21 protein-coding genes and 1 tRNA gene are annotated in these 25,068 nt (G+C 74.2%); 13 read left to right on the forward strand and 9 right to left on the reverse strand.

What is annotated here, in order from left to right; translation table 11 throughout:
* Window positions 1-113: 113 nt before the first annotated feature.
* Window positions 114-1,085: a sigma-70 family RNA polymerase sigma factor gene (locus ACFV4F_RS11270; RefSeq protein ID WP_380443808.1), complete on the reverse strand. Its 972-nt coding sequence runs from the start codon at window positions 1,083-1,085 to the stop codon at window positions 114-116.
* Window positions 1,086-1,476: 391 nt separating this feature from the next.
* Here ACFV4F_RS11270 and ACFV4F_RS11275 point away from each other — a divergent pair, with 391 nt between their 5' ends.
* Both ACFV4F_RS11275 and ACFV4F_RS11280 read left to right on the forward strand, forming a co-directional pair.
* Window positions 1,477-2,283, forward strand: coding sequence for a phosphatase PAP2 family protein (locus ACFV4F_RS11275; protein WP_380501688.1), 807 nt, complete (start codon window positions 1,477-1,479; stop codon window positions 2,281-2,283).
* A 35-nt stretch (window positions 2,284-2,318) separates the two neighbouring features.
* Entirely contained in the window at window positions 2,319-3,197 is an 879-nt protein-coding gene (locus tag ACFV4F_RS11280; RefSeq protein ID WP_380501690.1) for a carbon-nitrogen hydrolase family protein, read from the forward strand.
* An 88-nt stretch (window positions 3,198-3,285) separates the two neighbouring features.
* On the opposite strand, the gene ACFV4F_RS11285 is transcribed toward ACFV4F_RS11280, so the two are convergent.
* Window positions 3,286-3,358, reverse strand: a tRNA-Arg gene (locus tag ACFV4F_RS11285).
* A gap of 154 nt (window positions 3,359-3,512) precedes the next feature.
* Here ACFV4F_RS11285 and ACFV4F_RS11290 point away from each other — a divergent pair.
* Both ACFV4F_RS11290 and ACFV4F_RS11295 read left to right on the forward strand, forming a co-directional pair.
* Window positions 3,513-5,039 carry a glycosyltransferase family 39 protein gene (locus ACFV4F_RS11290; RefSeq protein WP_380501692.1) on the forward strand — a complete coding sequence of 509 codons (1,527 nt, stop codon included), beginning with the start codon at window positions 3,513-3,515 and terminating at the stop codon, window positions 5,037-5,039.
* A 72-nt stretch (window positions 5,040-5,111) separates the two neighbouring features.
* The gene (locus tag ACFV4F_RS11295; RefSeq protein WP_380501694.1) at window positions 5,112-6,002 is read left to right on the forward strand and encodes a YhjD/YihY/BrkB family envelope integrity protein; all 891 of its coding nucleotides are present in this window, start codon (window positions 5,112-5,114) and stop codon (window positions 6,000-6,002) included.
* A 143-nt stretch (window positions 6,003-6,145) separates the two neighbouring features.
* Here ACFV4F_RS11295 and ACFV4F_RS11300 read toward each other — a convergent pair whose 3' ends face one another.
* On the reverse strand, window positions 6,146-8,491 hold the full coding sequence (locus ACFV4F_RS11300) for a hypothetical protein (RefSeq protein ID WP_380501696.1): 2,346 nt from the start codon (window positions 8,489-8,491) through the stop codon (window positions 6,146-6,148).
* A 297-nt stretch (window positions 8,492-8,788) separates the two neighbouring features.
* Here ACFV4F_RS11300 and ACFV4F_RS11305 point away from each other — a divergent pair, with 297 nt between their 5' ends.
* The 3 genes from ACFV4F_RS11305 to ACFV4F_RS11315 all read left to right on the forward strand — a co-directional run bounded on the left by ACFV4F_RS11305 (window position 8,789) and on the right by ACFV4F_RS11315 (window position 11,221).
* Window positions 8,789-9,544: a GPP34 family phosphoprotein gene (locus tag ACFV4F_RS11305; protein WP_380443796.1), complete on the forward strand. Its 756-nt coding sequence runs from the start codon at window positions 8,789-8,791 to the stop codon at window positions 9,542-9,544.
* Between the two features lie 562 nt (window positions 9,545-10,106).
* Window positions 10,107-10,970: a helix-turn-helix domain-containing protein gene (locus ACFV4F_RS11310; RefSeq protein WP_380443794.1), complete on the forward strand. Its 864-nt coding sequence runs from the start codon at window positions 10,107-10,109 to the stop codon at window positions 10,968-10,970.
* The gene (locus ACFV4F_RS11315) at window positions 10,967-11,221 is read left to right on the forward strand and encodes a DUF397 domain-containing protein (protein ID WP_380443792.1); all 255 of its coding nucleotides are present in this window, start codon (window positions 10,967-10,969) and stop codon (window positions 11,219-11,221) included. Before ACFV4F_RS11310 ends, ACFV4F_RS11315 begins: the two co-directional genes overlap by 4 nt.
* A gap of 110 nt (window positions 11,222-11,331) precedes the next feature.
* Here ACFV4F_RS11315 and ACFV4F_RS11320 read toward each other — a convergent pair whose 3' ends face one another.
* Both ACFV4F_RS11320 and ACFV4F_RS11325 read right to left on the reverse strand, forming a co-directional pair.
* The gene (locus ACFV4F_RS11320) at window positions 11,332-12,447 is read right to left on the reverse strand and encodes an ADP-ribosylglycohydrolase family protein (RefSeq protein WP_380501698.1); all 1,116 of its coding nucleotides are present in this window, start codon (window positions 12,445-12,447) and stop codon (window positions 11,332-11,334) included.
* A 371-nt stretch (window positions 12,448-12,818) separates the two neighbouring features.
* Complete coding sequence (locus tag ACFV4F_RS11325; protein WP_380501700.1) at window positions 12,819-15,440, reverse strand: bifunctional FO biosynthesis protein CofGH; 2,622 nt, start codon at window positions 15,438-15,440, stop codon at window positions 12,819-12,821.
* 181 nt (window positions 15,441-15,621) lie between these two features.
* On the opposite strand from ACFV4F_RS11325, the gene ACFV4F_RS11330 reads away from it, so the two are divergent.
* The 3 genes from ACFV4F_RS11330 (at window position 15,622) to ACFV4F_RS11340 (ending at window position 18,873) form a co-directional block, all read left to right on the forward strand.
* Window positions 15,622-16,944 carry an outer membrane lipoprotein carrier protein LolA gene (locus tag ACFV4F_RS11330; protein ID WP_380501702.1) on the forward strand — a complete coding sequence of 441 codons (1,323 nt, stop codon included), beginning with the start codon at window positions 15,622-15,624 and terminating at the stop codon, window positions 16,942-16,944.
* 116 nt (window positions 16,945-17,060) lie between these two features.
* Window positions 17,061-17,993 carry an ATP-binding cassette domain-containing protein gene (locus tag ACFV4F_RS11335; protein ID WP_380501704.1) on the forward strand — a complete coding sequence of 311 codons (933 nt, stop codon included), beginning with the start codon at window positions 17,061-17,063 and terminating at the stop codon, window positions 17,991-17,993.
* Complete coding sequence (locus tag ACFV4F_RS11340; RefSeq protein ID WP_380443785.1) at window positions 17,980-18,873, forward strand: ABC transporter permease; 894 nt, start codon at window positions 17,980-17,982, stop codon at window positions 18,871-18,873. The genes ACFV4F_RS11335 and ACFV4F_RS11340 overlap by 14 nt, the downstream gene beginning before the upstream one ends.
* Window positions 18,874-18,908: 35 nt before the next feature.
* Here the strand turns inward: ACFV4F_RS11340 and rarD are convergent, their stop codons facing one another.
* Both rarD and ACFV4F_RS11350 read right to left on the reverse strand, forming a co-directional pair.
* Window positions 18,909-19,880 (reverse strand): EamA family transporter RarD, encoded by a 972-nt coding sequence (gene rarD / locus ACFV4F_RS11345; protein WP_380501706.1) that lies wholly within the window; start codon window positions 19,878-19,880, stop codon window positions 18,909-18,911.
* 136 nt (window positions 19,881-20,016) lie between these two features.
* The gene (locus ACFV4F_RS11350) at window positions 20,017-20,865 is read right to left on the reverse strand and encodes an SDR family oxidoreductase (protein ID WP_380501708.1); all 849 of its coding nucleotides are present in this window, start codon (window positions 20,863-20,865) and stop codon (window positions 20,017-20,019) included.
* A gap of 144 nt (window positions 20,866-21,009) precedes the next feature.
* On the opposite strand from ACFV4F_RS11350, the gene ACFV4F_RS11355 reads away from it, so the two are divergent.
* Window positions 21,010-21,351, forward strand: a complete 342-nt coding sequence (locus tag ACFV4F_RS11355; RefSeq protein WP_380501752.1) for a winged helix-turn-helix transcriptional regulator — start codon at window positions 21,010-21,012, stop codon at window positions 21,349-21,351.
* Here ACFV4F_RS11355 and ACFV4F_RS11360 read toward each other — a convergent pair.
* Complete coding sequence (locus ACFV4F_RS11360) at window positions 21,338-22,105, reverse strand: TetR/AcrR family transcriptional regulator C-terminal domain-containing protein (protein ID WP_380501710.1); 768 nt, start codon at window positions 22,103-22,105, stop codon at window positions 21,338-21,340. The genes ACFV4F_RS11355 and ACFV4F_RS11360 overlap by 14 nt on opposite strands.
* 42 nt (window positions 22,106-22,147) lie before the next feature.
* Between ACFV4F_RS11360 and ACFV4F_RS11365 the strand changes: the two genes are divergently transcribed.
* Window positions 22,148-22,342: a DUF6011 domain-containing protein gene (locus ACFV4F_RS11365; RefSeq protein ID WP_329932154.1), complete on the forward strand. Its 195-nt coding sequence runs from the start codon at window positions 22,148-22,150 to the stop codon at window positions 22,340-22,342.
* Between the two features lie 110 nt (window positions 22,343-22,452).
* On the opposite strand, the gene ACFV4F_RS11370 is transcribed toward ACFV4F_RS11365, so the two are convergent.
* Window positions 22,453-24,345, reverse strand: a complete 1,893-nt coding sequence (locus tag ACFV4F_RS11370; RefSeq protein WP_380501712.1) for a hypothetical protein — start codon at window positions 24,343-24,345, stop codon at window positions 22,453-22,455.
* A 167-nt stretch (window positions 24,346-24,512) separates the two neighbouring features.
* Between ACFV4F_RS11370 and ACFV4F_RS11375 the strand changes: the two genes are divergently transcribed.
* A complete protein-coding gene (locus ACFV4F_RS11375) occupies window positions 24,513-25,055 on the forward strand; it encodes a DUF1707 domain-containing protein (protein WP_380443775.1) in 543 nt (180 codons plus the stop codon).
* Window positions 25,056-25,068 lie beyond the last annotated feature (13 nt).

The raw sequence follows: 25,068 nt of genomic DNA on the forward strand, positions 1-25,068 counted from the left end.
GCCCGGGGGCCGGGGGGCGGCGGGCTCCGCACCCGGGCCCGGTCCAGGGCTCGGTCCCCGCTCCCCGATCCCCTCACGTCCCTTTCCCCGTACGCCCTAACTCCCCTTACGCCTTACGCCGCCTCGAAGCCGGCGTGGTCGGCGATCTTCTTCAGCTCGGCCAGCGCGTGCTTCTCGATCTGCCGGATCCGCTCCCGGGTGAGGCCGTGCTGCTTGCCCACCTCGGTGAGGGTGCGCTCGCGGCCGTCCTCCATCCCGTAGCGGGAGCGGATGATCGAGGCCGTGCGGTCGTCCAGCCGTCCGATCAGGTCGTCCAGCTCCTCGCGGCGGAGCATGACCATCACGGCGTCCTCGGGGGACGTCGCCCCGGTGTCCTCGACCAGGTCGCCGAACTGGGTCTCGCCCTCGTCGTCGACCGACATGTTCAGGCTGACCGGGTCGCGCGCCCAGTCCAGCACGTCCTTGATCCGGGCCTCGGTGGTGTCCAGCTCGGCCGCGATCTCGGCCGGCTCGGCCTCGCGGCCCAGTTCCTTGGACTTCTCGCGCTGCACCCGCCGGATCCGCCCCAGCTCCTCGACCAGGTGCACGGGCAGCCGGATGGTGCGGGACTGGTCGGCGATCGAGCGGGTGATCGCCTGCCGGATCCACCAGGTCGCGTAGGTGGAGAACTTGAAACCCTTGGCGTAGTCGAACTTCTCGACGGCCCGCACGAGGCCCGCGTTGCCCTCCTGGATGAGGTCCAGCAGCGGGAGGCCGCTGCGCGGGTACCGGCGGGCGACCGCCACCACGAGCCGGAGGTTGGAGCGGATGAAGACGTCCTTGGCGCGCTCGGCGTCGTCGGCTATCGCCTCCAGCTCCTCGCGCGTGGCGCCCTCGGGGAGCCCGCCCTCCTCCAGCAGGTGCTGGGCGTACACACCGGCCTCGATCCGCAGCGAGAGCTCGACCTCCTCGGCGGCATCGAGCAGGGGCGTCCTGGCGATCTCGTCGAGGTACATGCCGACCAGGTCACGGTCGGCCTCAAGGTTGGTCGGGCGGGCCGCGCGAGTCCGGTCGGCCCTGTCGCGAACGACGGCACGGGTGGCCATGCTTGCTCCCTTTGCTGGTGTTGCCGAGGAATGCCTGCCTGCCCCGAGAGGGCAAGAATGCGGGCCCCGGGGGGCTCACACGTAACGATCCAACGAACAGATTCCGGACAACATTCCCAAGTTACTCAGATTCTTCCCCGCGATGCAGTATCCTGCCGGTTTTCACCCCGGTTCTGAACGCAGGGTGACCAGCCGGGCGCGTCGGGTGCGCGCGACGCGACCATTTCGGAGCGGATATCCGGAGAACCCCCCGGGCGCCCCGCTCGTTCCCGCACACCCCACTCTCCACCCGCTCCCGCACCCCTGCGCACGCAGATCCTCCGCACAAAAGATGCGGAATCGCTATCACCTGGGCGCCCGATCAGCACAGGACGCTGGGAAGGTGTCAGGCATGCACCTGACCAACAGCGCGACTGCCGCCACTGTGCGTCACCGCCGGGCCCTTCGGGGCACGGCGCTGGCGGTGGGCTGCGCCCTGCTGTTCGGCCTGCTGGCCGTCCTGGTGACCCGACACTGGCAACCCCTCTACCGGTTCGACCACGGCTGGATCGCGGAGACGCACTCCTACGCCCGTGGGCACCGGGCCTGGACGGCCGCGGTGCAGACCCTCTCCGACATCGGCGGCACGGTCACGATGCGTGTCCTGCTGGCCATCGCGGCCTGCTGGCTCTGGCTGATCGGCGCCCGGGTGCTCGCCGGGTGGGCCGTCGCGCAGGCCCTGGTCGGGTGGGGCGCCCAGTGGGCGCTGAAGCTCGCCTTCGGCCGCCAGCGGCCGTCGTTCACCGACCCGGTCTCGCACGCGGGCGGGCCGGCCTTCCCCTCCGGGCACGCGATGGCCTCCGCGATCACCTGCGCGGTGCTGGTCGGGCTGTTCTGGCCCCGGGCCGGACGCTCCGGGCGGATCGCCGCCTGCGCGGTGGCGACCGCGGCCGTACTGACCGTCGGCTGGACCAGGATCGCGCTCGGCGTGCACTGGCCGAGCGACGTGCTGGGCGGCTGGCTGGCGGCCGGCTTCGTACTGGGCGCCGTCACCGCGGCGGTCGAGCTCTGGCGCCCGGGCGCCCTGGCCCGCGACATCCGGCGGGTCAACTGGCGGACCAGGCCCAGGGTTCAGCGCGTCATCGCGCCCTCCTTCCGGCCCGCCCGCGGCGACCGTCCAACCGACGGCGCCGATCACCCCGACGGGGCCGCCCTCTGACCGCCGTCCAGGGCCACGGCACTAGCGTGGCGGGCATGTCCCGTACCCAGGAAGCCCCCACCGAGTCCGCCGCCCACGCCCGCTACCCCGAGCGTCCGTTGCGGATCGCCACCGTCCAGGACCAGGCCGTCGCGGGCGACATCCCCGCCAACGCGGCCACCGCCGCCGGGCTCATCCGCGAGGCCGCCGCGGCCGGCGCCCGGCTGGTGCTGTTCGCGGAGAAGTTCCTCGCCGGCTACGAGCCCGGGCTGATCAGCGCCGATCCGCTCAAGTGCGCCGTCCAGCCCGGCGATCCGCGTCTCGCGCCGATCGCCGAGGCCTGCCGCGAGACCGGCACCGCCGCCGTGGTCGGCGCCGCCGCCCAGGACGGGCCGGACCTGCTCGTCTCCGCCTTCGTGTTCGGCCCGGACGGCACGGTCGTCACCCGCTACGACAAGCAGCACCTCTTCAAGACCGAGCAGTCCTACTACCGCCCGGGGACGGTCGGTTGCAGCCTGGAGCTCGACGGCTGGCGGCTCGGTCTCGGCATCTGCTACGACTCCGGCTTCCCCGAGCACGCCCGCTCCGCCGCGCTGGACGGCTGCCACGCCTACCTGGTCGGCGCCCTGTTCAGCACGGGGCACGGCCACCACGAGTCCCGCACCTGGTTCCCAGCCCGCGCGCTCGACAACACCCTCTACACGGTGCTCGCCAACCACATCGGCGTCACCGGCGGCTGGCACACTTGCGGCGGCAGCGCGGTCTGGGGCCCGGACGGCCGCCTGATCGCCGAGGCCGGCGAGGACCGCCGCGAGATCGTCCTCGCCGACCTCGACCCCGCCGTCCTGCGCGGCGCCCGGGAGACCGAGACCCTGCTCGCCGACCTGACCGCCCACCCCACACCCGCCGCCCGCGCCGGGCACGTCCTCGCCTGATCCCGCCTCAGCCGCGGGAGCCGCGGGAGCGGCCCGGGAACGCCGAGAGGCCCCCGACCACACGGGTCGGGGGCCTCTCGCTGCTACGTGCCCCAGGCAGGATTCGAACCTGCGACACCGGCTTTAGGAGAGCCGTGCTCTATCCCCTGAGCTACTGAGGCGGGCCGTGTGGTCACAAGGCCGTCCACAGCGTACCGGATCAGGGGTGGGGGCGGTGGCGGTGGCGGATGGTACGGGCGCCGACGGGGTGTCAGGGTGGGGCAAGTAGCCTTCAAGGAACGTGTTCGAAGTTCGGCTTTCCGATCGAAGGTCCAGATGCGCCCTGCTGTGCACCCCCTCGGCCGACTCCTGCGGTCCGTGTGGCTGTGGCCGGCGGTGGTGATGCTCGGCCTGGGGCTGTTCCGGCTGGGGACGCCGGTGCTGTGGCGGGACGAGGTCGCGACGTGGACGGTGGCGACCCGCTCCCTGCCGGACCTGCTGCGCCTGCTCCAGCACGTGGACGCCAGCAACGGCGCGTACTACCTGCTCATGCACGCCTGGACGGCGGTGTTCGGGGACTCGGCGGTCTCGCTGCGGCTGCCGTCGGTGCTGGCGATGGCCGGGGCGGCGGCGTTCGTGGGGCTCGCCGCCGAGCGGCTGTTCGGCGGGCGGGTGACGGCGGTCGGCTCGGGGCTGCTGTTCTGCGCGGTGCCGCAGGTGTCGCGGTTCGCCCAGGAGGCGCGCGCCTACGCGTTGGTGACCTGCGCGATCGCGGCGGCGACCTGGTTCCTGCTGCGGGCGCTGGAGCGGCCCGGGTGGCGGCGGTGGGCGCCGTACTGCGTGGCGATGGCGGTGGCGGGGGTCCTGCACCTGGTCTCGTTCAGCACGGTGGCCGGGCAGGCCGCCGTGGTGCTGCTGCACCTGTGGCGCACCCGCGGGACGGCGGACCGGCGGCTGCTGTGGCAGTACCCGGCGGCGGTGCTGGTGGCGGCGCTGCCGCTGGTACCGGTGGTGGTGCTGGGCGCCCGGCAGTCGGAGCGGCAGCTGGGCTGGATAGGGACGCCCACGCTGGACGCGCTGTGGCACTTCGGGGAGACCCTGGCCGGGGCGCCGGACGTGTTCATCGCCGTCGTCCTGCTGGCCGTCCCGGCCGTGGTGCTGCCGGGCCGGCGGGTGCAGGCGCTGCAGGCGCTGCTGCTGGCGGTGGTGCCGGTGGTGGGCGTCTGGCTGGTGTCGCAGGGCGGCACGTCGTACTTCGTCGACCGGTACCTGCTGTTCACCGTGCCCGCCTGGGCGGCGCTCGGCGGGGGCGGCGTCGCCGCGGTCTACAAGGCGCTGACGGGCCTCGCCCGGCGTGGCCCGCGGCGCAAGCGGCTGCGCGTGGCCGGGATGGCGCTGGCGCTGGCGCTGCTCGCGGTGCCCTCCTGGGCGGCGCTGCCGCGGCAGGCCACGGTGCGGTACGAGTCGGCACACGCGCACGAGCCGTTCCGCGCGGCCGCCGGGCTGATCGCCGCCGGCTACCGGCCCGGGGACGGGCTCGCCGTCCCGCTGGGCGACCAGAGCTGGGCGATGATCGGCCCCGGCGTCGCCTACTACCTGCCGGCGGACGTCCGCCCGTACCCGGTGTTCGTCGCGCAGGGCGCGGTCGAGGCGGCGGAGCTGTCGCCGACGGCGTGCGCCGTCCCGGCCGACTGCCTGGGGCGGGCCGACCGGATCTGGCTGGTCGTCCTCGGGCAGACCACGGACCCGCTCGCCGCGATGCTGCCGGACGACGCCCAGGCGCTGCGGGCCCGCTACGGCGCCCCCACCCGGGTGACGCCGCTGGACGGTGCCACCCTGGCGCTGCTCGACCGCCGGGGCTGATCCGCGCCGACCCCGGATGCGGCCCGACCGGGCCCGGGCGACCATGGAGCCTCGTGACCGAGGAGGGCGCCCGTGACCGACCGGCCGAGCGGCCCGCCCGACGGGGTCGGCCACCGCGGTGGACGGACGGCGCGGCTCAGGGAGCGCGGCGCCGGGGCGGCCCGGTACGCGCGCGGCCTGCCCGACCGGGTGCCGCTGGTCGGCCGGGCGGTCCACCAGCTGGTCCGGGTGAACCTGCTGGACTGCGCCACCCGGCTCGCCGCACAGGCGTTCCTGAGCGCGCTGCCGGCGCTGTTCGTGGTGGCGGTGTTCACCCCGGTGTCCTTCCGCGACCACGTGCTGCGCGCACTGCGCAGCGAGCTGGGGATCCGCGGGGCGGCGGAGCAGTCGGTCGACCAGCTGCTGGCGAACGGGACGGGCGAGGCCGGCTTCGGCGTGCTCGGCGCACTGTTCACGCTGCTGTCGGCGACGGCGCTGAGCCGGGCGATCCAGCGGGTGTGCGAGCGCTGCTGGGAGCTGCCGCGGGCGGCGACCAGGCTGGCCGCCTGGCGCTGGCTGGTCTGGCTGCTGGTGTGGCTGGCCGCCCTGGTCTTCCAGGTGGCGCTGTGGGACGGCTTCGGGGCCGGCCGCTGGCTCGGGCTGCCGCTGACCTTCCTGGCCTCGACGGCGCTGTGGTGGTGGACGCAGTACCTGCTGCTGGGCGGCCGGGTGCGCTGGCCGCCGCTGCTGCCGGGCGCGCTGCTGTGCGGGGTGGCGGTGGTCGGCCTCCGCGTGGCCGGCCACGTCTACCTGCCGCGCGCGATGGCGCACAGCGTGGCGCGGTTCGGGACGTACGGGGTGGTGTTCACCGGCCTGTCCTGGCTGATCGCGAGCTTCACCGCGTACACGCTGGCGCTGGCGCTCGGGCGGGTACTGGCCGAGGAGGAACCCCTCGCGCGCCGGCTCGGGTCCGGAACGGGTTGAGGGCCCGGAACGGGTTGAGGGCCCGGACGCGGTGAAGGCCCGGACGCGCTGAAGGCCCGGAACGCGGTGAAGGCCCGGAACGCGCTGAAGGGGGAGCCGGTGGGCCCGGCTCCCCCTTCACCTTCGTGTCCTACGGCGTGGACTCAGAGCATCCGGGTCAGCCGGGACTGGATGGACGGCGGGTTGAGGTCCGCCTGGAGGGCCACCCGCACCTCGCTCTTGCTGTCGCCGTCACCGACGCGCAGCGTGCCGATCTCGGTGCCCGCCGCGGCGTGGTGGTCGACCTTGCCGGCGTCCAGGGTCACGGTGCCGCCGATGCCGGGGAAGCCGGCCACGACGAGGTCCTTGGTCGCGACGACCGCGACCTTGCCGCCGAGCCCGTTGTCGACGTAGCCGACGACGTCGCCCTTCTTGACCACGGTCTGGCCGGTCACGCCGTTCTGCGCGGCCTGGATCTGCTTGCCGCTGACCTTCAGCACGGTCGGCAGGATGCCGTCACCGGGGTTGGGCGAGGTGGCCTGCTGGCCGAGGGTGACGCCGAGGATCAGCCGCTTCACGCCGCCGACCTCCTTGTAGGCGGCCCACATCAGGCAGCCGCCGGCCGGGGTGCTGGAGCCGGTCTTGACGCCGATGACGCCGGTCTTGGGGTTGATCAGGTTGTTGGTGTTGGGGATCTTCTGGTTGTTGAAGGTGGTGTCCGGGGTGGACACGATCTGCCGGAAGATCTCGTCCTGCATGACCTGCTCGGCCAGCTTCAGCTGGTCCTTCGCGGTGCTCTTGGTGTCCGCGTTGTAGCCCGCCGGGTCGGCGTAGGTGGTGTTGGCCATGCCGAACTTGGCCGCGGTCTCGTTCATCAGCTTGACGAACTCCACCTCGGAGCCGGAGTGGAAACGGGCGAGCAGCCGGGCCACGTTGTTGGCCGAGGGGAGCATCAGCAGTTCCAGGGCCTGGTACTCGGTCAGCACCTGGTTCTCGGTGAGCGTCACCTTCGACTCGTCGACGTTGCCGGACTCCTGCGCGGCCTGCTTGTCGACGACGATCTTGGGGCCGCTCTCCCCCTTCTTCAGGGGGAACTTCTGCAGGATCAGGTAGGCGTTCATCACCTTGGTGACGCTCGCGATCGAGGCCGGCGTCTCCGGGCCGGAGCTGCCGAGGCTGCCGACGCCGACCACCTCGGCCGCGGACTGGCCCTTGGCCGGCCACGCGAGGTCGAGCGGGTCGCCCGGGAAGCTGTAGCTGCCGGCGGCGGACATCCGCACCTTCGCGTCCGGCAGCGGGCGCAGCAGCTGGGCCACGACCGCCGCGCCGAGCACCACGGCGAGGAAGACCGTCCAGATGGTGATCCGCTTGAGCGCGCGCCGCAGCGGGGAGACCGGGCGGGCGTTGAGGGCCGCCAGGACCTCCATCGCCTCGGCGGTGTTCTCCGGCGAGGGCAGCGGCTCGGGGACGGGCAGCGGCTCGGGCTTCGGCAGCGGCGGGACGGGCGGCACCGGCCGCGGGTCCGGCGCGGGCAGCGGTTCGGGCGCCGGGGCCGGGCCGGGCTCCGGAGCGGGGGCCGGCTTCGGCAGCGGCTCCGGGCCGGGCTGCGGCTCGGGCTCGGGCAGGGGGCCGGGGGCGGGCGGCTCGGGGACCGTGCCGGCGGCGGGGGCGGCCTTGAGCGGGGTGAGGCGCGGCTTCTCCAGCTTCTCGGACTTCACCCGGCCCGGGGCCTTCTCGGCGGGGCCGGACTCGTCGGCGTCCCCGGACTTACCGGACTTCTCGGCGGCCTCGGACTTCTCGGCGGGCTCCGGCTTCTCCGCAGAAGCAGCGGAAGCCGGCTTCTCCGGCTTGCTCAGCCGCACCGCCACGACCGGAGCGTCCGCCTCGGCGGCGTCCTCGACGGCCTCTTCCACTTCTTCCACCGGAGCGTCGCCGTCGGGCGTGTCGTCCTCGGGCATGTCGTCCTCGGCCGTCGGCTCGGCGTCCTCCCCCGGCGCGTCGCCGTCGGCGGTGGCTTCGTCCGCCTCGCCCGCCTCGTCCGCCGGCTGCGCGACGGTCGTCCGCATGCCGAGACGCGGGTCGGCGCCCGCCGGCTTGCCGGACGGCTTCGCGTCCTCCTCCGGGGTGGCATCCGACGCCTCGTCCGGTGCCTCGGGGGCATCGGCCTCGGAACTCCCGGCACCGGACGGCTTCACGAGCTCGTCGGGCAGCCGCAGCGCGGTGGTGCGGTTGTCCACCGGCAGCCGCAGCATCGTGGTCTTGCTGTCCACATCCCGGACACGGAGCTGCACGGTCGAACCGCCCTTGCCCCCCGCCTTGCCCCCCGCCTTCGGCGCGTCGCCGGAAGCGGAGGCGGCAGCGGAGGCGGGAACCGGGGCCGAGGTGTCGGCCGGAGTGTCGGCGGAGGCGCCGTCAGCGGCCGTTCCGACGGCGGTCGATCCGGTCCGTCCGCGCTCCCGGTCCTGTCCGCTCCCGCCGTCCCGCAGCACCCTGTCGGGGGACTCGCCCACGTAACCCAGCCTCCTCAACGCCCGGCGGGGCACCGGCAGACCCGATTTCGGGAAGCCGACGCCCCGCCCCGTGTACCTGTACAGTCTCCGCCACCGACCGGCGACCGGCCGCGCACACCCCGCCCGACCGGCCCTTATTGCCGTCACACGGCGGTATCGCGGTTCGCTCATCGAACAGACGCCCGGCCCGCACCCCCTGGTTCCAGGCCTTCACCGCAAGGTCACGATTCGGAGGCGTACTCGACAAGCCCGTGTGAGAGGCGTCACCCTGTCTCTCATCCACGCGGGGAGGCTTGGATGGGCAAGAGCCGCAGAACTGTTCCCGAGGAACTCTTGCTGCTCGCTTTGGACCCGACCACGGGTACCACGGCGCAGCCGCAGACCCTCGACCTCGGACTCGCCGGGGCGCAGCTCGTCGAGCTGTCCCTGGCCGGACGGATCGTACCGGAGGGAGACCGGATCGCCGTCGTGCTCGCACGGCCGACCGGCGACCCGACCCTGGACCACGCACTGGAACTGCTGCGACGGCGCGGCAGTCCGGTCCGCGCGGCGCACTGGATCGGCGGGCCCCGGCTGGGGCTGCGCCAGACCTACCTGGCGCACCTGGAGCGCTGCGGCATGGTGACCGCCGTGCCGGGCCAGGTGTGCGGGGTGCTGCCGACGACGCGCTACCAGGCGTCCGACGACTGCACCAACGCCGCGATCAAGCAGCGGCTGGACACCGCGATCCGCACCGGTGTGCCACCGGACCCCCGGACGGCCGCGCTCGCCGCGCTGGCCCACTCCGTGGGGCTGGGCAAGCACCTGTACCCGGGCAACGAGGGCCGGTCCTCGCGGTCGCGGCTGCGCGACCTGATCCGGTACGACCCGCTCGGCGGGATGGTCGCGCACGCCGTGATGGACGTGCAGAACGGCCTGCCGGCACAGCAGAACCGCTCGGACCAGGGTTCGTCGGCGACGGGCACGGGCCGGTCCGCCGGCTCCTCCGGCGCCCGCGCGGCGGGCCGGGGCACCGGCGGCCGGGTGGCCGCCTCCCGGGTCGGCGTCCGCTGACGCCCGGTCCGGGGTCCGGGGGCGCACCCGGGCACGCCGGGCGGATCGTCCGGCGAGACGTCCGGCGTGAGGTCCGGCTTCACACCCGGCAGCGCGCGCCGCGGCGTTCGCGCCGTCCGTGAGCGCTGAACGACCCGACGCACCACCAGCGGTACCCGCACCACCAGCAGTACCAGGAGCGAGGAGGGGCGGTCGCCCGCGACGGAAGTCGCCCGGCGACCGCCCCTCTGCCGTCCCCGAGGGGCCCCCGGGTCGCCCGGGGACGTCCGGCGGAGCCTGCCGCAGCATGTGCCACCAGCACGTGCACCGCCGGGAGCCCACACGAATCAGCGCCGGTAGCAGTACCGGTTCGAGCCGCTGAGCCGCATTACCACCTGGGGGGCTTCGCTGTCTCACAGAAGCGCTTTTCCGATGATCAGTTCTATTGCGCTGCTGTGAATCCCCGGCGCCGACCTGGCCCAAGGTGTCATGCTGCTCCGAGTCAGGGGGGTTGGTCCCAATGTCCGAAGTGTTCCGAGGACTGCCGTTCCAACGATCACCAGAGGTCCGGCCGGAGGTCGACGTGTCCGCCAACATCAATCCCACCGTGCGCCGACGGCGCCTGGGCTCCGAGCTGCGCAAGCTCCGCGAGGGCCTCGGGATGACCGCGGAGGAGGTGGCCGGCCGGCTGATGGTCTCCCAGTCGAAGATCAGCCGACTGGAGAACGGCCGCCGCAGCATCAGCCAGCGGGACGTCCGCGACCTCTGCGACGTGTACAACGTGTCCGACGAACAGATGCGCAACAGCCTCATGGAGATGGCCAAGGAGTCCCGCCAGCGTGGCTGGTGGCACGACTTCAACGACATGCCGACGCCGTACAGCGTCTACATCGGCCTGGAGGCCGAGGCCTCCTCGATCCGCGCCTACGAGTCCTCGTTCGTCCCCGGACTGCTGCAGACCGAGCAGTACGCCCAGGCCGTCGTCGAGGGCACCCAGCCGGACACCGACGCGCTCGCCGTCCAGCGCCGGGTGCAGGTGCGGATGAAGCGCCAGGACCGCGTCCACGGCGAGCACCAGCTGGGCAGCCTGTGGACCGTCATAGACGAGGCGGTGCTGCGCCGCGAGGTCGGCAGCCGCGAGGTGATGGCCCACCAGCTCAAGCACATGCTGGAGCTGAGCCAGCGGCCGAACATCACGATCCAGGTGATCCCGTTCGCCGCCGGTGCCCACCCCGGTATGACCGGGACATTCTCCCTGCTGGAGTTCCCCGAGTCAGCCGATTCCACGGTTGTCTACTTCGAAGGGGTGACGAGCGATCTTTACCTGGAGAAGGAGGCCGACGTGCGCCGCTATACCAGTCTCTACGACCACCTGAGGGCGGCGGCGCTCGGTGTGGCGGAAAGCCGGACACTGATAGCAGAGATTGAAGAGGGATTCCACCCATGAGCACCACCATCGAGAGCGGCGCACCCTGGCGGAAGAGCAGTCACAGCGGTGGCAACGGCGCCTGTGTGGAGATCGCCACGCCGGCCGCGGGGGCCGTCGCCGTCCGGGACTCCAAGGACCCGCACGGCCCACAACTGCGCTTCTCCGCCGAGGCCTGGAACGCGTTCGCCGCCGCCGCCGGAGCGGGGGCGTTCGGCCCGGGCGAATTCGGCGCAGGGCAGTTCGGCGCAGGGCAGTTCGGCGCAGCCTGAACCCGGGCCGCTCTCGGCCCAGTTGCCCGTAGCGGTGCCCGTCGCCCCCTCGGCGGCGGACACGGCTACGGGCAACTGTGTTTCCCGGGGCCCGTCCACACCGGGACCGCTCAGCCCACCACCGGGTAGCGGGCCGTCCACGCGGCGCCCTCCGGGGTGTCCCGGCCGTGCAGCTCGGCGCCGTGCACCAGCTCCAGCACGAAGTCGTCGGCGAGTTCGAGGATCGCGCCGCGCCCCTCCAGCCCGGCCACCAGGCCCGGCGGCAGCGCGGTGTCGCCGTGCAGCACGCCGAGCAGGCTGCCGCAGATCGCGCCGGTGGAGTCGCTGTCCCCGGAGTGGTTGACGGCGAGCAGCACACCCGACCGGACGTCGTGCGCGACCAGCGCGCAGTACACCCCGATCGCCAGCGCCTCCTCGGCGACCCAGCCCTCCCCCAGTGCCTCCACCCGGGCCGCGGACGGCTCGCCCGCCCGCACGGCGTCCAGCGCCGCCCGCAGCGCGGCCGTCGTCTCCTCGTGCCCCTGCCGCTCGGAGAGCAGCGCCAGGGCGAGGTGGACGCCCTCCTCCAGGGTGCCGCCGCGGGCGACGCTCTGGACGATCACCGCGAACGCGCCGGCCGCGAGGTAGCCCGTCGGGTGGCCGTGGGTGAGCACCGAGCACTCCACCGCGAGCTGGAACACCAGGCCCGGTTCCCAGGTCGTGAGCAGCCCGAACGGCGCCGCCCGCACGACCGTGCCGCAGGCCTTGGAGTGCGGGTTCTTCGGGTGCTCCAGGGTGCCCAGGCGCTCGCCGTCCGGCCCGCCGAGGGCGGTGAGGCTGCCCTGGCCGGGGGCGCGCTGGGCGTACAGCCACTCCTCGCGGCCGAGCCAGCCGAGGTCGGGGCGGCGCTCGTCCGGGCCCCAGTCGCGCTGCGTCGCGGCCCAGCGCAGGTAGGCGAGGTGGAGGTCGGTGGGCGGGTGCCAGCTGCCGGTGTCGCGGCGGATGTGGGCTCGGATCAGGCCGTCGACGGTGAAGAGCGTCAGCTGGGTGTCGTCGGTGACCGCGCCGGTCCGCCCGTGGGCGGGGACGTAGCCGGTGACGCCGTGCGGGCCGTGCTGGGCGAGGATCTTGTCCAGCGCCTCGAACTCGACGGCGGCGCCCAGCGCGTCCCCGATCGCGCCGCCGAGCAGACAGCCCCGCACCCGGCTGCGGAAGTCCTGCTGCTGTGCGCGTGACCACAGTGGCATCACGACGGGTGCGCCTTTCGTCCGGAATCGGCGGGGGTACGGGGCGGCGCGACGCTCGGGCCGGTCGCGCGCCCTGGCACCTTATGCGAAGACCCGTGCGGCTCGACGGGTTCCGTCGCACACCAGTCTTTCAACAAATTGTTGCTACGTATCCATCCCGGGGCCACGGACGACCACCCCGCGCTGCCTACCGTGCCGGGCCATGACCACCTCCCGCACCCGCGCCGCCGCCGTGGCGGCCCTCACCGGCGCGCTCCTCCTCGGCACCCCGGCGCTGGCCTCCGCCGCCGCCCCCGCCGCGGCGACGCCGCGGGGGGTCCGGCACACCGTGCGGGCGGTGTGCCGGACCCCTCGTCGCCGTGCGGAGCGCGTCAGTCCAGGACGGGCAGCAGCTCCGGCAGGTGGCCGTCCGAGGCGAGCGCGGCGGCCCGGCGCTCGGCGGGCACCTCGCCGTAGGTGGTGGTGCGCTGGCGGTGCGGACGGCCCGCGGCCTCGGCGATCGCCTGGAGGTCGCGCACCGACTTGTAACTCCCGTACGCCGAACCGGCCATGCGCGAGATGGTCTCCTCCATCAGCGTGCCGCCGAGGTCGTTGGCGCCCGAGCGCAGCATCTCGGCCGCGCCCTCGGCGCCCAGCTTGACCCAGCTGGTCTGGATGTTGGGGATGTGCGGGTGCAGCAGCAGCCGGGCCATCGCGACCACGGCGCGGTTGTCGCGGGCGGTGGGGCCGGGCCGGGCGATGCCGGCGAGGTAGACCGGCGCGTTGGTGTGGACGAACGGCAGGGTGACGAACTCCGTGAAGCCGCCACTGCTGTTGGATTCAAGCGAGCGTTGCTGGATCTCCGCGAGCAGCCGCAGGTGCCCGAGCCAGTGCGCCGGGGTGTCCACGTGCCCGTACATCATGGTGGACGAGGAGCGGATGCCCAGGTCGTGCGCGGTGGTGACGACCTCGACCCAGGTGGCGGCGGGCAGCTTGCCCTTGGTGAGCACCCAGCGGACCTCGTCGTCGAGGATCTCGGCGGCCGTGCCGGGGATGGTGTCGAGGCCGGCCTCCTTCGCCCGCTGGAGCCAGTCGCGGATCGAGAGGCCCGTCCTGGTGGCGCCGTTGACGACCTCCATCGGCGAGAAGGCGTGCACGTGGATGCCCGGCACGCGCTCCTTCACCGCGCGGGCGATGTCGAAGTAGGCGGTGCCGGGGAGGTCCGGGTGGATGCCGCCCTGCATGCAGACCTCGGTGGCGCCGACGTCCCAGGCCTGCGCGGCCCGGTCGGCGACCTGCTGGAGCGAGAGGGTGAAGGCGTCGGCGTCGGTGCGGCGCTGGGCGAAGGCGCAGAACCGGCAGCCGGTGTAGCAGACGTTGGTGAAGTTGATGTTCCGGGTGACGCAGTAGGTGACGTCGTCGCCGACGGCGTCACGGCGCACGTCGTCGGCGATCCGGCAGAGCGCGTCCAGGGCGGGGCCGTCGGCGTGGAACAGGGCGAGGGCCTGGTCGTCGGTGAGCCTCGCCGGGTCGTCGGCGGCGACCGCGAGCGCCTCGCGGAGGTCCCCGGCGAGCCGCTGCGGCGCGCCCTCCGCGAGCACCTGCTCGCGCAGGACCTCCCAGTCGCCGTAGACGTCCTCGAAGTCGGCCCGGCGGTCGCCGGTGCGGCCCTCGGTGTCGATGGTGGCGTGCAGGTCGGTCCGCCCGTACGACTCCGGGAGGTCCTCGGGCTCCTGCCAGGGCAGGCCGACGACCGGCGCGTGCGGGTTCGCGAGGCCGGTCGCGGGGTCGGCCAGGGCGCGCACGTGCGGCAGGACGCGCGGGTCCAGCCAGGGCTCGCCCCGCTGCACGTACTCGGGGTAGACGGCCAGGCGCTCGCGCAGTTCGAAGCCGGCCGCCGCGGAGCGCTCGGCGAGGCGCTCGATCTGCGGCCACGGGCGCTCGGGGTTGACGTGGTCGGGGGTGAGCGGGGAGACGCCGCCCCAGTCGTCGATGCCGGCCCCGATCAGCCGCTCGTACTCGCCGTCCACCAGGTTCGGCGGCGCCTGGAGGCACGCGGCCGGGCCCAGGACGTGCCGGGCGACGGCCACCGTGGCGACCAGCTCGTCGAGTTCGGCGTCGGGCATGCCGCGCATCGCGGTGTCCGGCTTGGCGCGGAAGTTCTGCAGGATCAGCTCCTGGATCCCGTGGTAGGCCCGGGAGACCTTGCGCAGCGCGAACAGCGACTCGGCGCGCTCCTCGTACGTCTCGCCGATGCCGATCAGCAGGCCGCTGGTGAAGGGGACGGAGCTGCGGCCCGCGTCCTCCAGGACCCGCAGCCGGACGGCGGGTTCCTTGTCCGGGGAGCCGTGGTGCGGGCCGCCGGGCTCGCTCCACAGGCGGGTGGCGGTGGTCTCCAGCATCATGCCCATGGAGGCGGAGACGGGCTTGAGGCGCTGGAAGTCCGTCCAGCTCAGCACACCGGGGTTGAGGTGCGGGAGGAGGCCGGTCTCCTCCAGGATGCGGATGGACATCGCGCGGACGTAGGCGACGGTGTCGTCGTAGCCGTGCGCGTCGAGCCACTCGCGGGCCTCGGGCCAGCGGTCCTCGGGCTTGTCGCCGAGCGTGATCAGGGCTTCCTTGCAGCCGAGTTCGGCGCCGCGGCGGGCCACCGCGAGGACCTCGTCGGGGGACATGTACATCCCGTGCCCGGCCCGGCGCAGCTTGCCGGGGACGGTCACGAAGGTGCAGTAGTGGCACTTGTCGCGGCACAGCCGGGTGAGGGGGATGAAGACGCTCTTGGAGTAGGTGATGACGCCGGGGCGGCCGGCGGCCTCCAGGCCGGCGTCCCGCACCCGGGCGGCGCTCGCGCAGAGGTCCCGCAGGTCCTCGCCTCTGGCCTGGAGCAGCACGGCCGCCTCGGCGGCGTCGAGCGCGACGCCGTCCCGGGCGCGGCGCAGGGCGCGGCGCATGGCGTTGGCGGTGGGGGGCGGCGAGGTCGGGGAGTCGGTGCGGTCGGCGGCGGTTGCGTCCATGCGGCGACACTACGCCAGGAGTCGTACACCGGGAGGAGCCAACCCTGAGGACGTCTCAGGGTTGACGTACCCCGGCGGTTTACCCCGAAGTGGCCCCACAGGGCGATGACGCGCGCGCGGGCCGGGCCTCTAATGGAAGGGCAAGGCAATCGGGCGGGTTCGCAGAGGAGTTGATGACGCCATGACGAATGAGACGGCGGCGGGGGAGAACGTGGACGGCGGCGCGCCGTACCGCTCACGGCGGCGCACCCTGATGCGCGCGGGCGTGCCGGTGGCGGTGGCCGCGGCGGTCGCCACGGGTATCGGGCTGGTGCCCGCACTGGCCGCCGACTCCCCGCCGGACCTCCCCTCGCTGACGGCGGAGCAGGTGGTGGCCAAGGCGCTCGCCTCGGACACCCAGGCACTCTCCGGCACGGTCTCGCTCTCGACCGACCTCGGGGTGCCCAGCCAGCTGCTCGGGGCGGCGGCCGGCGGCCTCGGTGCCGCGGCCGGGCGCGGCGGCGGGCAGGGCGGCTCGTCGGCCGATCCGCAGGCCAAGCTGCTCGGTCTGCTGGGCGGCGACCAGACGCTGCGGATCGCGGTGGACGGGCCGGACCACCAGCGGCTCGACCTGCTGGAGAACATGGCCGGCTACACCCTGGTCCACAACGGCGACCAGGGCTGGGCCTGGGACAGCTCGACCAACCAGGCCGTGCACCTGACCGGTCAGGCCGCCAAGCACCAGGGCGCCGAGCACCCGAAGGCCCCGCTGGCCGGTGTGCCGACGACGCCGCAGGAGGCCGCCAGGCAGTTCCTGACGGAGAGCGCGAGCACCACCTCCGTCACCGTGGCCGGCACCGCCAAGGTGGCCGGGCAGAACGCCTACCAGCTGAGCGTCAAGCCGAAGCAGTCCGGCTCGACGATCTCCGAGGTCCGCATCGCGGTGGCCGCCGACAACGGCGTGCCGCTCGCGGTCAAGGTGCTGGGCACCGACGGCGGCGCCGTACTGGACGTGCGCTTCACCGACGTCTCCTTCGCGAAGCCGGCCGCCAAGACCTTCGACTTCACCGTGCCCAAGGGCGCCAAGGTGACGGAGCACAAGGCGGACGACAAGCAGGCGGGCGAGCAGGCGGGCGGGAAGGCGGACGCCGAGCGCGGCCCGGACGGCAAGAAGGAGGCCGGCGAGCAGGGCGGGACGAACGTGATCGGCGAGGGCTGGACCTCGGTGATCGCCGCGCACCTGCCGAGCGGTCCGGAGGGCACGCCGGCGAGCGGCGCGAACGGCGCGAACGGTGCGAACGGCGCGAGCGGCGCGAACGGCGCGAACGGCGCCAAGGACGGCAAGCACGGCGGCCACGGTTCGTTCCAGAACCCGGCGGCCCTGGCCAAGGCGCTCGGCAAGCCGGTCGCCGGCGGCACGCTGATCAGCACCAAGGTGCTCAACGTCCTGATCACCGACGACGGCCGGGTGTTCGCCGGCGCCGTCACGCAGTCCGTCCTGCAGAACGCGGCCGGGGTGAAGTAGGGGTGACGAAGACTCCCGTAACGGGGGACGTTACGGAGTCGGCCGGGGGCCGGGGCGCCGAGGCGCGCCCGGCCCCCGTTCCCGCTGCCGCCCCCGCCCCCACCCACTCCGACGACGTGATCCGCACGCGCGGGCTCACCAAGCGCTTCCGGGGCGGCCAGCTCGCCGTCGACGGCCTGGACCTGGCCGTCCCGCGCGGCTCGGTCTTCGGCTTCCTCGGCCCCAACGGCTCCGGCAAGACCACGACCATCCGCATGCTGATGGGCCTGATCGTCCCCACCTCCGGCGCGGCCACCGTGCTCGGCGAGCCGATGCCGCAGTCCGTCGCGACCGTGCTGCCCCGGGTGGGCGCGCTGATCGAGGGCCCCGCGCTGTACGGCTTCCTGTCCGGCCGCGACAACCTCGCCCGGTTCGACGCCGCCGACCCGACGGCCGACCCGCGCACCCGCGCCCGCCGCGTCGACGAGGCGCTGGAGCGGGTCGGGCTCACCGCGGCGGCGGGCAAGAAGGCCCGCGCGTACTCGCTCGGCATGAAGCAGCGGCTCGGCCTGGCCTCGGCGCTGCTCCAGCCGCGCGAACTGCTGGTGCTGGACGAGCCGACCAATGGCCTGGACCCGCAGGGCATGCGGGAGATCCGGACGCTGGTGCGGGAGGTCGCGGCGGAGGGCACCACGGTGTTCCTCTCCTCGCACCTGCTCGACGAGATCGAGCAGGTCTGCACGCACGCCGCGGTGATGTCCCGCGGCCGGCTGGTGGTGCAGGGCACCGTCGCCGAGCTGGCCGCCCGGGCCCAGGGCCGGCTGGTGGTGCGCACGCCGGACGCCGACCGGGCCGCCGAGGTGCTCGCGGCCCACCAGGTCGCCGACGTCGTGCGCGGCGAGGACCGGGTGGACGCCGAGCTCGCCGCCGTCGACGACTCGACGCTGCCGAAGCTGTGCGCGGCGCTGGTGGAGGCCGGCGTGCGGGTGCACGGGTTCGGCCTGGAACGGGGCACGTTGGAGGACGCCTTCGTGGCGCTGACCGGGGAGGGCTTCGATGTCGCGGGCTGAGGCGGTGGCGGTCGCGCCCGGAGGCGGGTCACGGGCCGCCGGGCGGCGGCCGCAGACGGCGTCCGGCTTCCTGGCGCTGTTCCGCAACGAGCTGCACCTGACCTTCCGCCGGATGCGGACCCTGGTGCTGCTGGCGATCCTGGCGGCGCTGCCGGTCCTGATCGGCGTGGTCATCAAGGTCAACACGGACGGCCCGCACGGGGACGGCGGTCCGAGCTTCATCGCGCAGACCACCCAGAACGGCCTGTTCCTGGTGTTCACCGCGCTCGCCGTGGCGCTGCCGGTCTTCCTGCCGATGACGGTCGGCGTCGTCGCCGGGGACTCGGTGGCCGGCGAGGCCGCCACCGGGACGCTGCGCTACCTGCTGGTCGCCCCGGCCGGGCGGACGCGGCTGCTGGCCGCCAAGTTCACCGCCGGGCTCGCCTTCTGCCTGGCGGCCACCGCGGCCGTCGCGCTGACGGCCCTGGCCACCGGCGCCGCGCTGTTCCCGCTCGGCAAGGTGACGCTGCTGTCCGGCGACACCATCGGCCTCGGCGAGGCCTTGCCGCGGGCGCTGCTGGTGGCCGCGGTGGTGGCGCTCTCGCTGGCCGGGCTGGTGGCGATCGGGCTGTTCGTCTCGACGCTCACCGGCAGCGGCATCGCGGCGATGGCCGCCACCGTGGTGCTGGTGATCACCGTCCAGATCCTGGACAACTTCCCGCAGCTGGACGCGATCCGGCCGTTCCTGTTCACCCACTACTGGCTGAGCTTCGCGGACCTGCTGCGCCAGCCGATGTACTGGGACAGCGTGCTGAAGAACCTCGCCCTGCAGGCCGGCTACGTCGCCGTGTTCGGCTCGGCGGCCTGGGCGCGGTTCTCCAGCCGGGACATCAGCGCCTGACCGCGTCTCCCTGGTGCCGTGGCACCAGAGGTGTCCTACCGGGTGGCCGCCGGGGCGGGGGCCGGTCGCGGCGTGCGTGCCGCGGCCGCCCGCTCCGCGCGGTCGGCCCGCACCCGGCGCAGCGCGTCCCAGGTGAGGACGGCCAGCGCCACCCAGACCAGGCCGAAGCCGGCCCAGCGCGCGGGCGGCATCGACTCGTGGAACACCGCGACGCCGATCAGGAACTGGAACACCGGCGCCAGGTACTGCAGCAGCCCGAGCATCGTCAGCGGCACCCGCACGGCCGCCGCGCCGAAGCACAGCAGCGGGATCGCGGTGATGACGCCGCTGAGCGCCAGCAGGCCGGAGTGGCCCCAGCCGTACGAGCCGGCCACCGCGTGGCCGAAGGTGCCGCGCCCGCTGACCTCCAGGTAGACCAGGTAGGCCAGGGCGAACGGGAACATGAAGGCGCTCTCCGCCGCCAGGCTCTCCACGCCGCTCAGCCCGACCGTCTTCTTCAGCAGGCCGTAGGTGGCGAAGGACAGCGCCAGGGTGAGCGCGATCCAGGGCAGCTGCCCGTACGCGACGGTGAGCACCGCGACCGCCGCCGCGCCGACGCCGACCGCCGTCCACTGCGCGACGCGCAGCCGCTCCTTGAGGACCAGGACGCCGAAGCCGATCGTCACGAGCGGGTTGATGAAGTAGCCGAGGCTGGTCTCGACGACGTGGCCGCTGTTGACCGCCCAGATGTAGACGCCCCAGTTGACCGTGATCACGGTGGCCGCGCCAGCCAGCATCGCGACCCGGCGGGGCTGGCGCAGCAGCGGGCGTATCCAGCCCCAGTGCCGCTGGAAGGCCAGCAGCCCCACGACCGCGACGAGGGACCAGACCATCCGGTTGGCCACGATCTCGTCGGCGGCGGCGGGCTCCAGCAGCGGCCAGAACAGCGGGAAGAGCCCCCAGATGCCGTAGGCCGCGGCTCCGTACCAGATGCCGTTGCCGCTCTCCTGCTTCGTTGTGTCCGGCATCTGCCGCCTGCCCTCCGCGCGCGCGTATGTCGAGGTGACGGTAGCGGGCGGGAGGGCGGACTGTCATCTCCGTTTCCGGATTTTGGTCATGACAGCGCCCAAGGGGCGAGAACGCCCAGGTCAGGGCGGGTGCGGGTCACGCGTTGAGCGCCGCGCGGACGGACTCGGCGAGCGGAACGGTCGGGCGGCCGATCAGGCGGGCGAGGTCGCCCGGGGTGCCGGCCAGCTCGCCGCGCGCGATGCCGGCGTCGACGTCCACCAGCACCTCGGCGAAGCCCTCCGGCAGGCCCGCGCCGACCAGCACCCCGCGGTGCTCGGCCGGGGTCACGTCGCGGTGCGCGACCGGCTCGCCCGATGCCGCGGCCAGCTCGGCGGCGAGCTCGGGCAGGCTCCACGCGGTGTCGCCGCTCAGCTCGTAGACCCGGCCCTCGTGGCCCTCGCCGAGCAGGACGGCGACGGCCGCGTCCGCGTAGTCCTTGCGCGGGGCGGTGGCCACCCGGCCCTCGCCCGCGCTGCCGAGCACCACGCCGCGGGCGACCGTGCCGGCCGCGTCGCCCAGGTAGTTCTCGGTGTACCAGCCGTTGCGCAGCAGGACGGACGGCAGGCCGGACTCCGCGATCAGCTCCTCCGTCGCCCGGTGCTCGTCGACCAGCCGGAAGGTGGCCGCGCCCGGCGCGCTCGTGTAGGCGAGCAGCGCGACCCCGGCCGCCTTCGCGGCGTCGATCACGGCGCGGTGCTGCGGGATGCGGCGGCCGACCTCGCTGCCCGAGATCAGCAGCACCCGGTCGCCGGCCGCGAAGGCGCCGGCCAGGGTCCCGGGCTCGTCGTAGTCGACCACGCGGACGGCGACACCGCGCGCGGCCAGGTCGGCCGCCTTCTCGGCGGAGCGGACGGCGACCGCGACCTCGCCCGCGGGGACGGCGGCCAGCAGGCCCTCGACGACGAGGCGGCCGAGCTGGCCGGTGGCACCGGTGACGACGTACATGGGAGTGCTCCTCAGGGATGCGGTGGTGTTGCCCTCGGAACTCACCCTAGGGACTGCACTAACCTTTCGAAAGTACGCACTTCAAAGTAGGGTACTGACGTGAAGGTAATCGAGAAGCTCCCCCCGGCCGACGTCTTCGACCGCATGTGCCCGTCCCGGGGCGTGCTGGAGCACGTCACCAGCCGCTGGGGCGTGCTCGTCCTGTGGGCGCTGCGCGAGCGCGGCTACCGCTTCAGCGAGCTGCGCCGCCGGGTCACCGGAGTCAGCGAGAAGATGCTCGCCCAGACCCTCCAGACGCTGGAGCGCGACGGCTTCGTGCTCCGCGAGGCCCACCCGGTGATCCCGCCCCGGGTCGACTACAGCCTCACGCCGCTCGGGCACGAGGCCGCCGAGCTGGTCGCGGGGCTCGCACTGTGGTCGGAGCGGCGGGTGCCCGAGGTGCTGGCCGCCCGCGAGGAGTACGACGGGCGGCCTACCACTTCGTGACCAGCGCGGCCAGGCCGTCCAGCACGCGCGCGAGGCCGAACGCGTAGGCGTGGTCCGGGTCGTAGGCGCCGCCGTGCGCCGCGCCCGCGGCGGCGCCGACGCGGGCCGCCACCGGGTAGCGCTCGGCGTCGAAGACCCGGGCCAGCAGATCGGCGTTGGCGGCCCACCACTGCTCGTCCGTCATCGCGCTGTCCTGCTGCGCGGCCCGCTCGTCGGAGGCCATCCGGGCGCAGGTCTGGACGAAGCCGAGCACGTGGGTGAGCGCCGCATCCAGGTCGACGTCCGGCAGGCCGGTGCCCTCGAAGGCGCGCAGCTCGTACTCGTACTTGGCCATCAGGCCCGGGCCCAGCGGCGGGCGGCTGGTGGAGACGGCCGCGATCCACGGGTGGGCCCGGTGCAGCGCCCGGTTGTCGTCGGCGACGGCCGTCACGCGGGCACGCCAGCCGTCGCCGGCGGGGGCGGTGCGGGGCATCGTCGCGTAGACGGTGTCGAGCATCAGGTCGAGCAGTTCGGCCTTGCCGGGCACGTACGTGTAGAGCGCCATCGGGGACAGGCCGAGCTCCTGCGCCATGCGCCGCATGGTGACCGCGTCCACGCCCTCGGCGTCGGCGAGCGCGACGGCCGCCGCCGCGATCTCGCCGGTCGAGCGGGCCTGCCGGGGGCCGCGCCGGCCGGGCTTCTCCTCGGCGGTCAGGCCCCAGAGGAGGGCGAGGGTGCGCGCCGGGTCTCCTGCGCTGGTGCGGTCGGTGGCCATGGGGGGATCCTTTCACGGCGCCCGCTTCGTTACGGTCTCACCATGACCAGCTCCCCCGATCCGCTGCCCGGGACGGACACCCCGGAGGCCGTCCGCCACCGCGTCACCTGCCGCCGCTGCCACCGGCCGCTGCACGACCCGGAGTCCCGCATCCTGCGGCTCGGCCCCGAGTGCCGCGACCCCGCCGAGCGCGTCCCGCGGCACGACGTCGACCAGGATCCGCTGCCGGGCGTCTAGTCCGCGGTCCGGGAGCACGTTCGGGGGCACCTGCGGGTCGGCGGGCTACTGGCGGTTCGACGCCGCCGACGCGCACGTGTGCCCGGAGCGGCCGAGCGCCCGAGCGCGCCTCAGCCGCGTCCGAAGAGCCGGCGCAGGAAGCCCGGCTTCGGCCGCGGTGCGGCCTCGGGCCTCGAAGGTCCCGGCTTCGCCGGCTCGGGCGTCCCGTCCGCCTCGCCGGCGACGAAGCGGCGCGCCCGGTCGAGCTCCTCCGCCGGCAACCACGGCGCCGCGAGCGCCAGTTGGCCCACGGACCGCAGGATCGTCACCACCCGGGTGCGGTCCGCCTCCGCGCAGTAGCGCAGCCGCCGCCCGAGCTGGGCGGCGATGTCGGCGCGCGTCCCGGGGTGCGTCCAGCCGATCGCGACGAGCGCGAAGCCGGCCGCCTCGACCACCCAGTCCTCGGGGCCGAGCAGCAGGTCGAGCAGGACGCGGCGGCGGTCGGACCCGGCCCACGGCTGGTCGGTGCGGTGGTGGGCGATGCCCAGGCACGCGAAGGTCTGGACGGCGCGCACCCACAGCTCGGGCTGGTGGGCGAGCAGCGCCCGCCCGAGCTCGTCCTCGCGCGGCGCGGGCGGGTGCGCGAGGACGCCGACGAGGTCGTCGAGCGGCAGCCCGGCGAGCCGGACGGCGTGGTCGTAGGCGGCGGGGACGGTCGGCCAGACGAGTTCGGCGGTGGCCCGGACGAGTTCGGCGCTCGCGGCGGCGGGCGGGGCGACGGCGGGGCGCGGGTCGGTGCCGTCCCAGGTCCACAGCGTGGTGGTGGGCTCGGCCAGCGGCAGGCGCGGGTCGGGGGTGCCGACCGACCGGTAGCCGACGGTGGTGCGCGGCAGCGCGAGGTGGACGGCCAGCAGCGAGCTGGGCGGCTCGACGGTGGAGGCCGTGCAGTCGATCTCGGTGTCGCGCGTGGTGCCGGGCGCCTCCAGCACCTGGTGGAGCACGTTGACGGTCGCCTCGGTGGCGCCGGGGACGAGGCCGAGCCAGGGTGCGCGGTGGCCGAGGCGTTCGAGGAGGTCCTGGGCGTAGTCGTGGTCGGGGTGGGCACGGTGGTGGTCGGCGAGCGCGAGCAGGTGGGCGGCGTCCCCGTCGACGGCGTGGCGCAGCCCGTGGATCGCCGGTCCGGCCTTGGGGTGGGCGGGGTCGGCCGCGAGGACGCGCTCCAGCCAGGGCAGTCCCTCGGCGGGGCGGCCGAGCGTCCCGTAGAGCTCGGCGACGTCGACGGCGAGGTAGCTGCTGGAGTCGTCCTGGTCCGGCGCGACGCGGCGCAGTTCGGCCTCCCACACGGCGAGCGCCTGCTCCGGGCGGCCGTCGGCGCGCAGGGCGTTGCCGAGCATGACGGACGGCATGTAGCCGGGGGCCAGGCGGTGGGCGTGCTCGGCGAGTTCGACGGCGCGGGCGGTGGTGCCGAGGCGGCGGGTCAGGCCGGAGGCCATCGCGAGGAGCAGGGCGTGGTCGGGGTGGCGGTCCACGACGGCCCGCACGAAGGTGTCGAACGGGCGGACGGCGTCGGCGAGTTCGGCGGGCAGCGGGTCGGGCAGCCCGCCGGAGGCACGGGCGACGGCCTGGGCGACGGCGTCCGGGTCGACCAGGCCCGGCAGGTCCTCGCGGGCCAGCCAGGCGGGCGCCCAGGGTCTGCCGGGGTCGAACTGGACGGCGGAGGCGAGCATGCCGATCGCCGCGTCCCAGTCGCCGGCCGCCGCCTCGACGTGGGCCCGGCAGACGACGGTGCCGAGGAAGACCTGGCCGTCGAGCGGGAAGAGCTCGCGGGCGGCGGCCGGGCCTCCGGCGGCGGCGCACAGCTCGGCCAGGGCCTCGTGCAGCTCGGGCAGTTGGGGGTCGGTGATCATCGCGTCGGCGAGGTGGTCGGCGGCGTGCGGCAGGTCCCCGGAATCGATCGCCAGGCGGGCGACCGCCACTTCACCCTCGGCTGCCAGGCGTTCGTCGCCGCCGTCCTTGCGTTCCATGGTCCGATCCCCCGTCGTGCCCGGTATTCCGCTGTGCGCGGTACGCGCGAATATGCGCGAACGAGGTTATCCCGCTTGTCCGACGACATGACGATCACCCCGACGGGGCGTCGCGACGTACCCGGAGGGCCGACTTCCGGCGCCAGGCTCGTTCTAGAGTGGGACTCGTGAGCTCCCTGCCGCAGGAACCCTCGCCCCCGGCCCGCGAAAGCGACCGCGACACCGCCGTCCAGCGTCTCCAAGAGGCGTACGCCGAAGGCCACATCACGCACGAGGAGATGGACGAGCGCCTCGACCGGCTGCTCGTCGCCCGCACCCAGGGCGACCTCGTCCAGGCCCTGGGCCCGCTCCCGCCGGAGAAGCCCGGCACCACCGCCACGATCGGCGCCCTCGGCGGGCGGATCGTCCGGCGCGGCTCGTGGCGGGTGCCGCGCACCCTCAGGGTCGAATCGGCGTTCGCCCGGGTGCACCTGGACCTCTCCAAGGCGGTCATCGAGCATCCGGTGATCGACATCGTGCTGGGCCTCGGCACCGGCCGGGCGAAGATCACCGTGCCCAGGGACGCGGTCGTCGACCTGGACGGCCTGACGAGCGGCTGGAAGGACACCGTCTACCGGCCCCCGCGGAGCACCTCCGGCGGCGGGCCGACGATCCGGTTCTCCGGCGCCATGGGGTACGGGCGGCTGAGGATCCGGCACGCGCGACGCTGAGCGGCACTAGGGT

The sequence above is a fragment of the Kitasatospora sp. NPDC059722 genome (assembly GCF_042733235.1).
In the GTDB taxonomy this organism is placed as follows: Bacteria; Actinomycetota; Actinomycetes; order Streptomycetales; family Streptomycetaceae; genus Kitasatospora.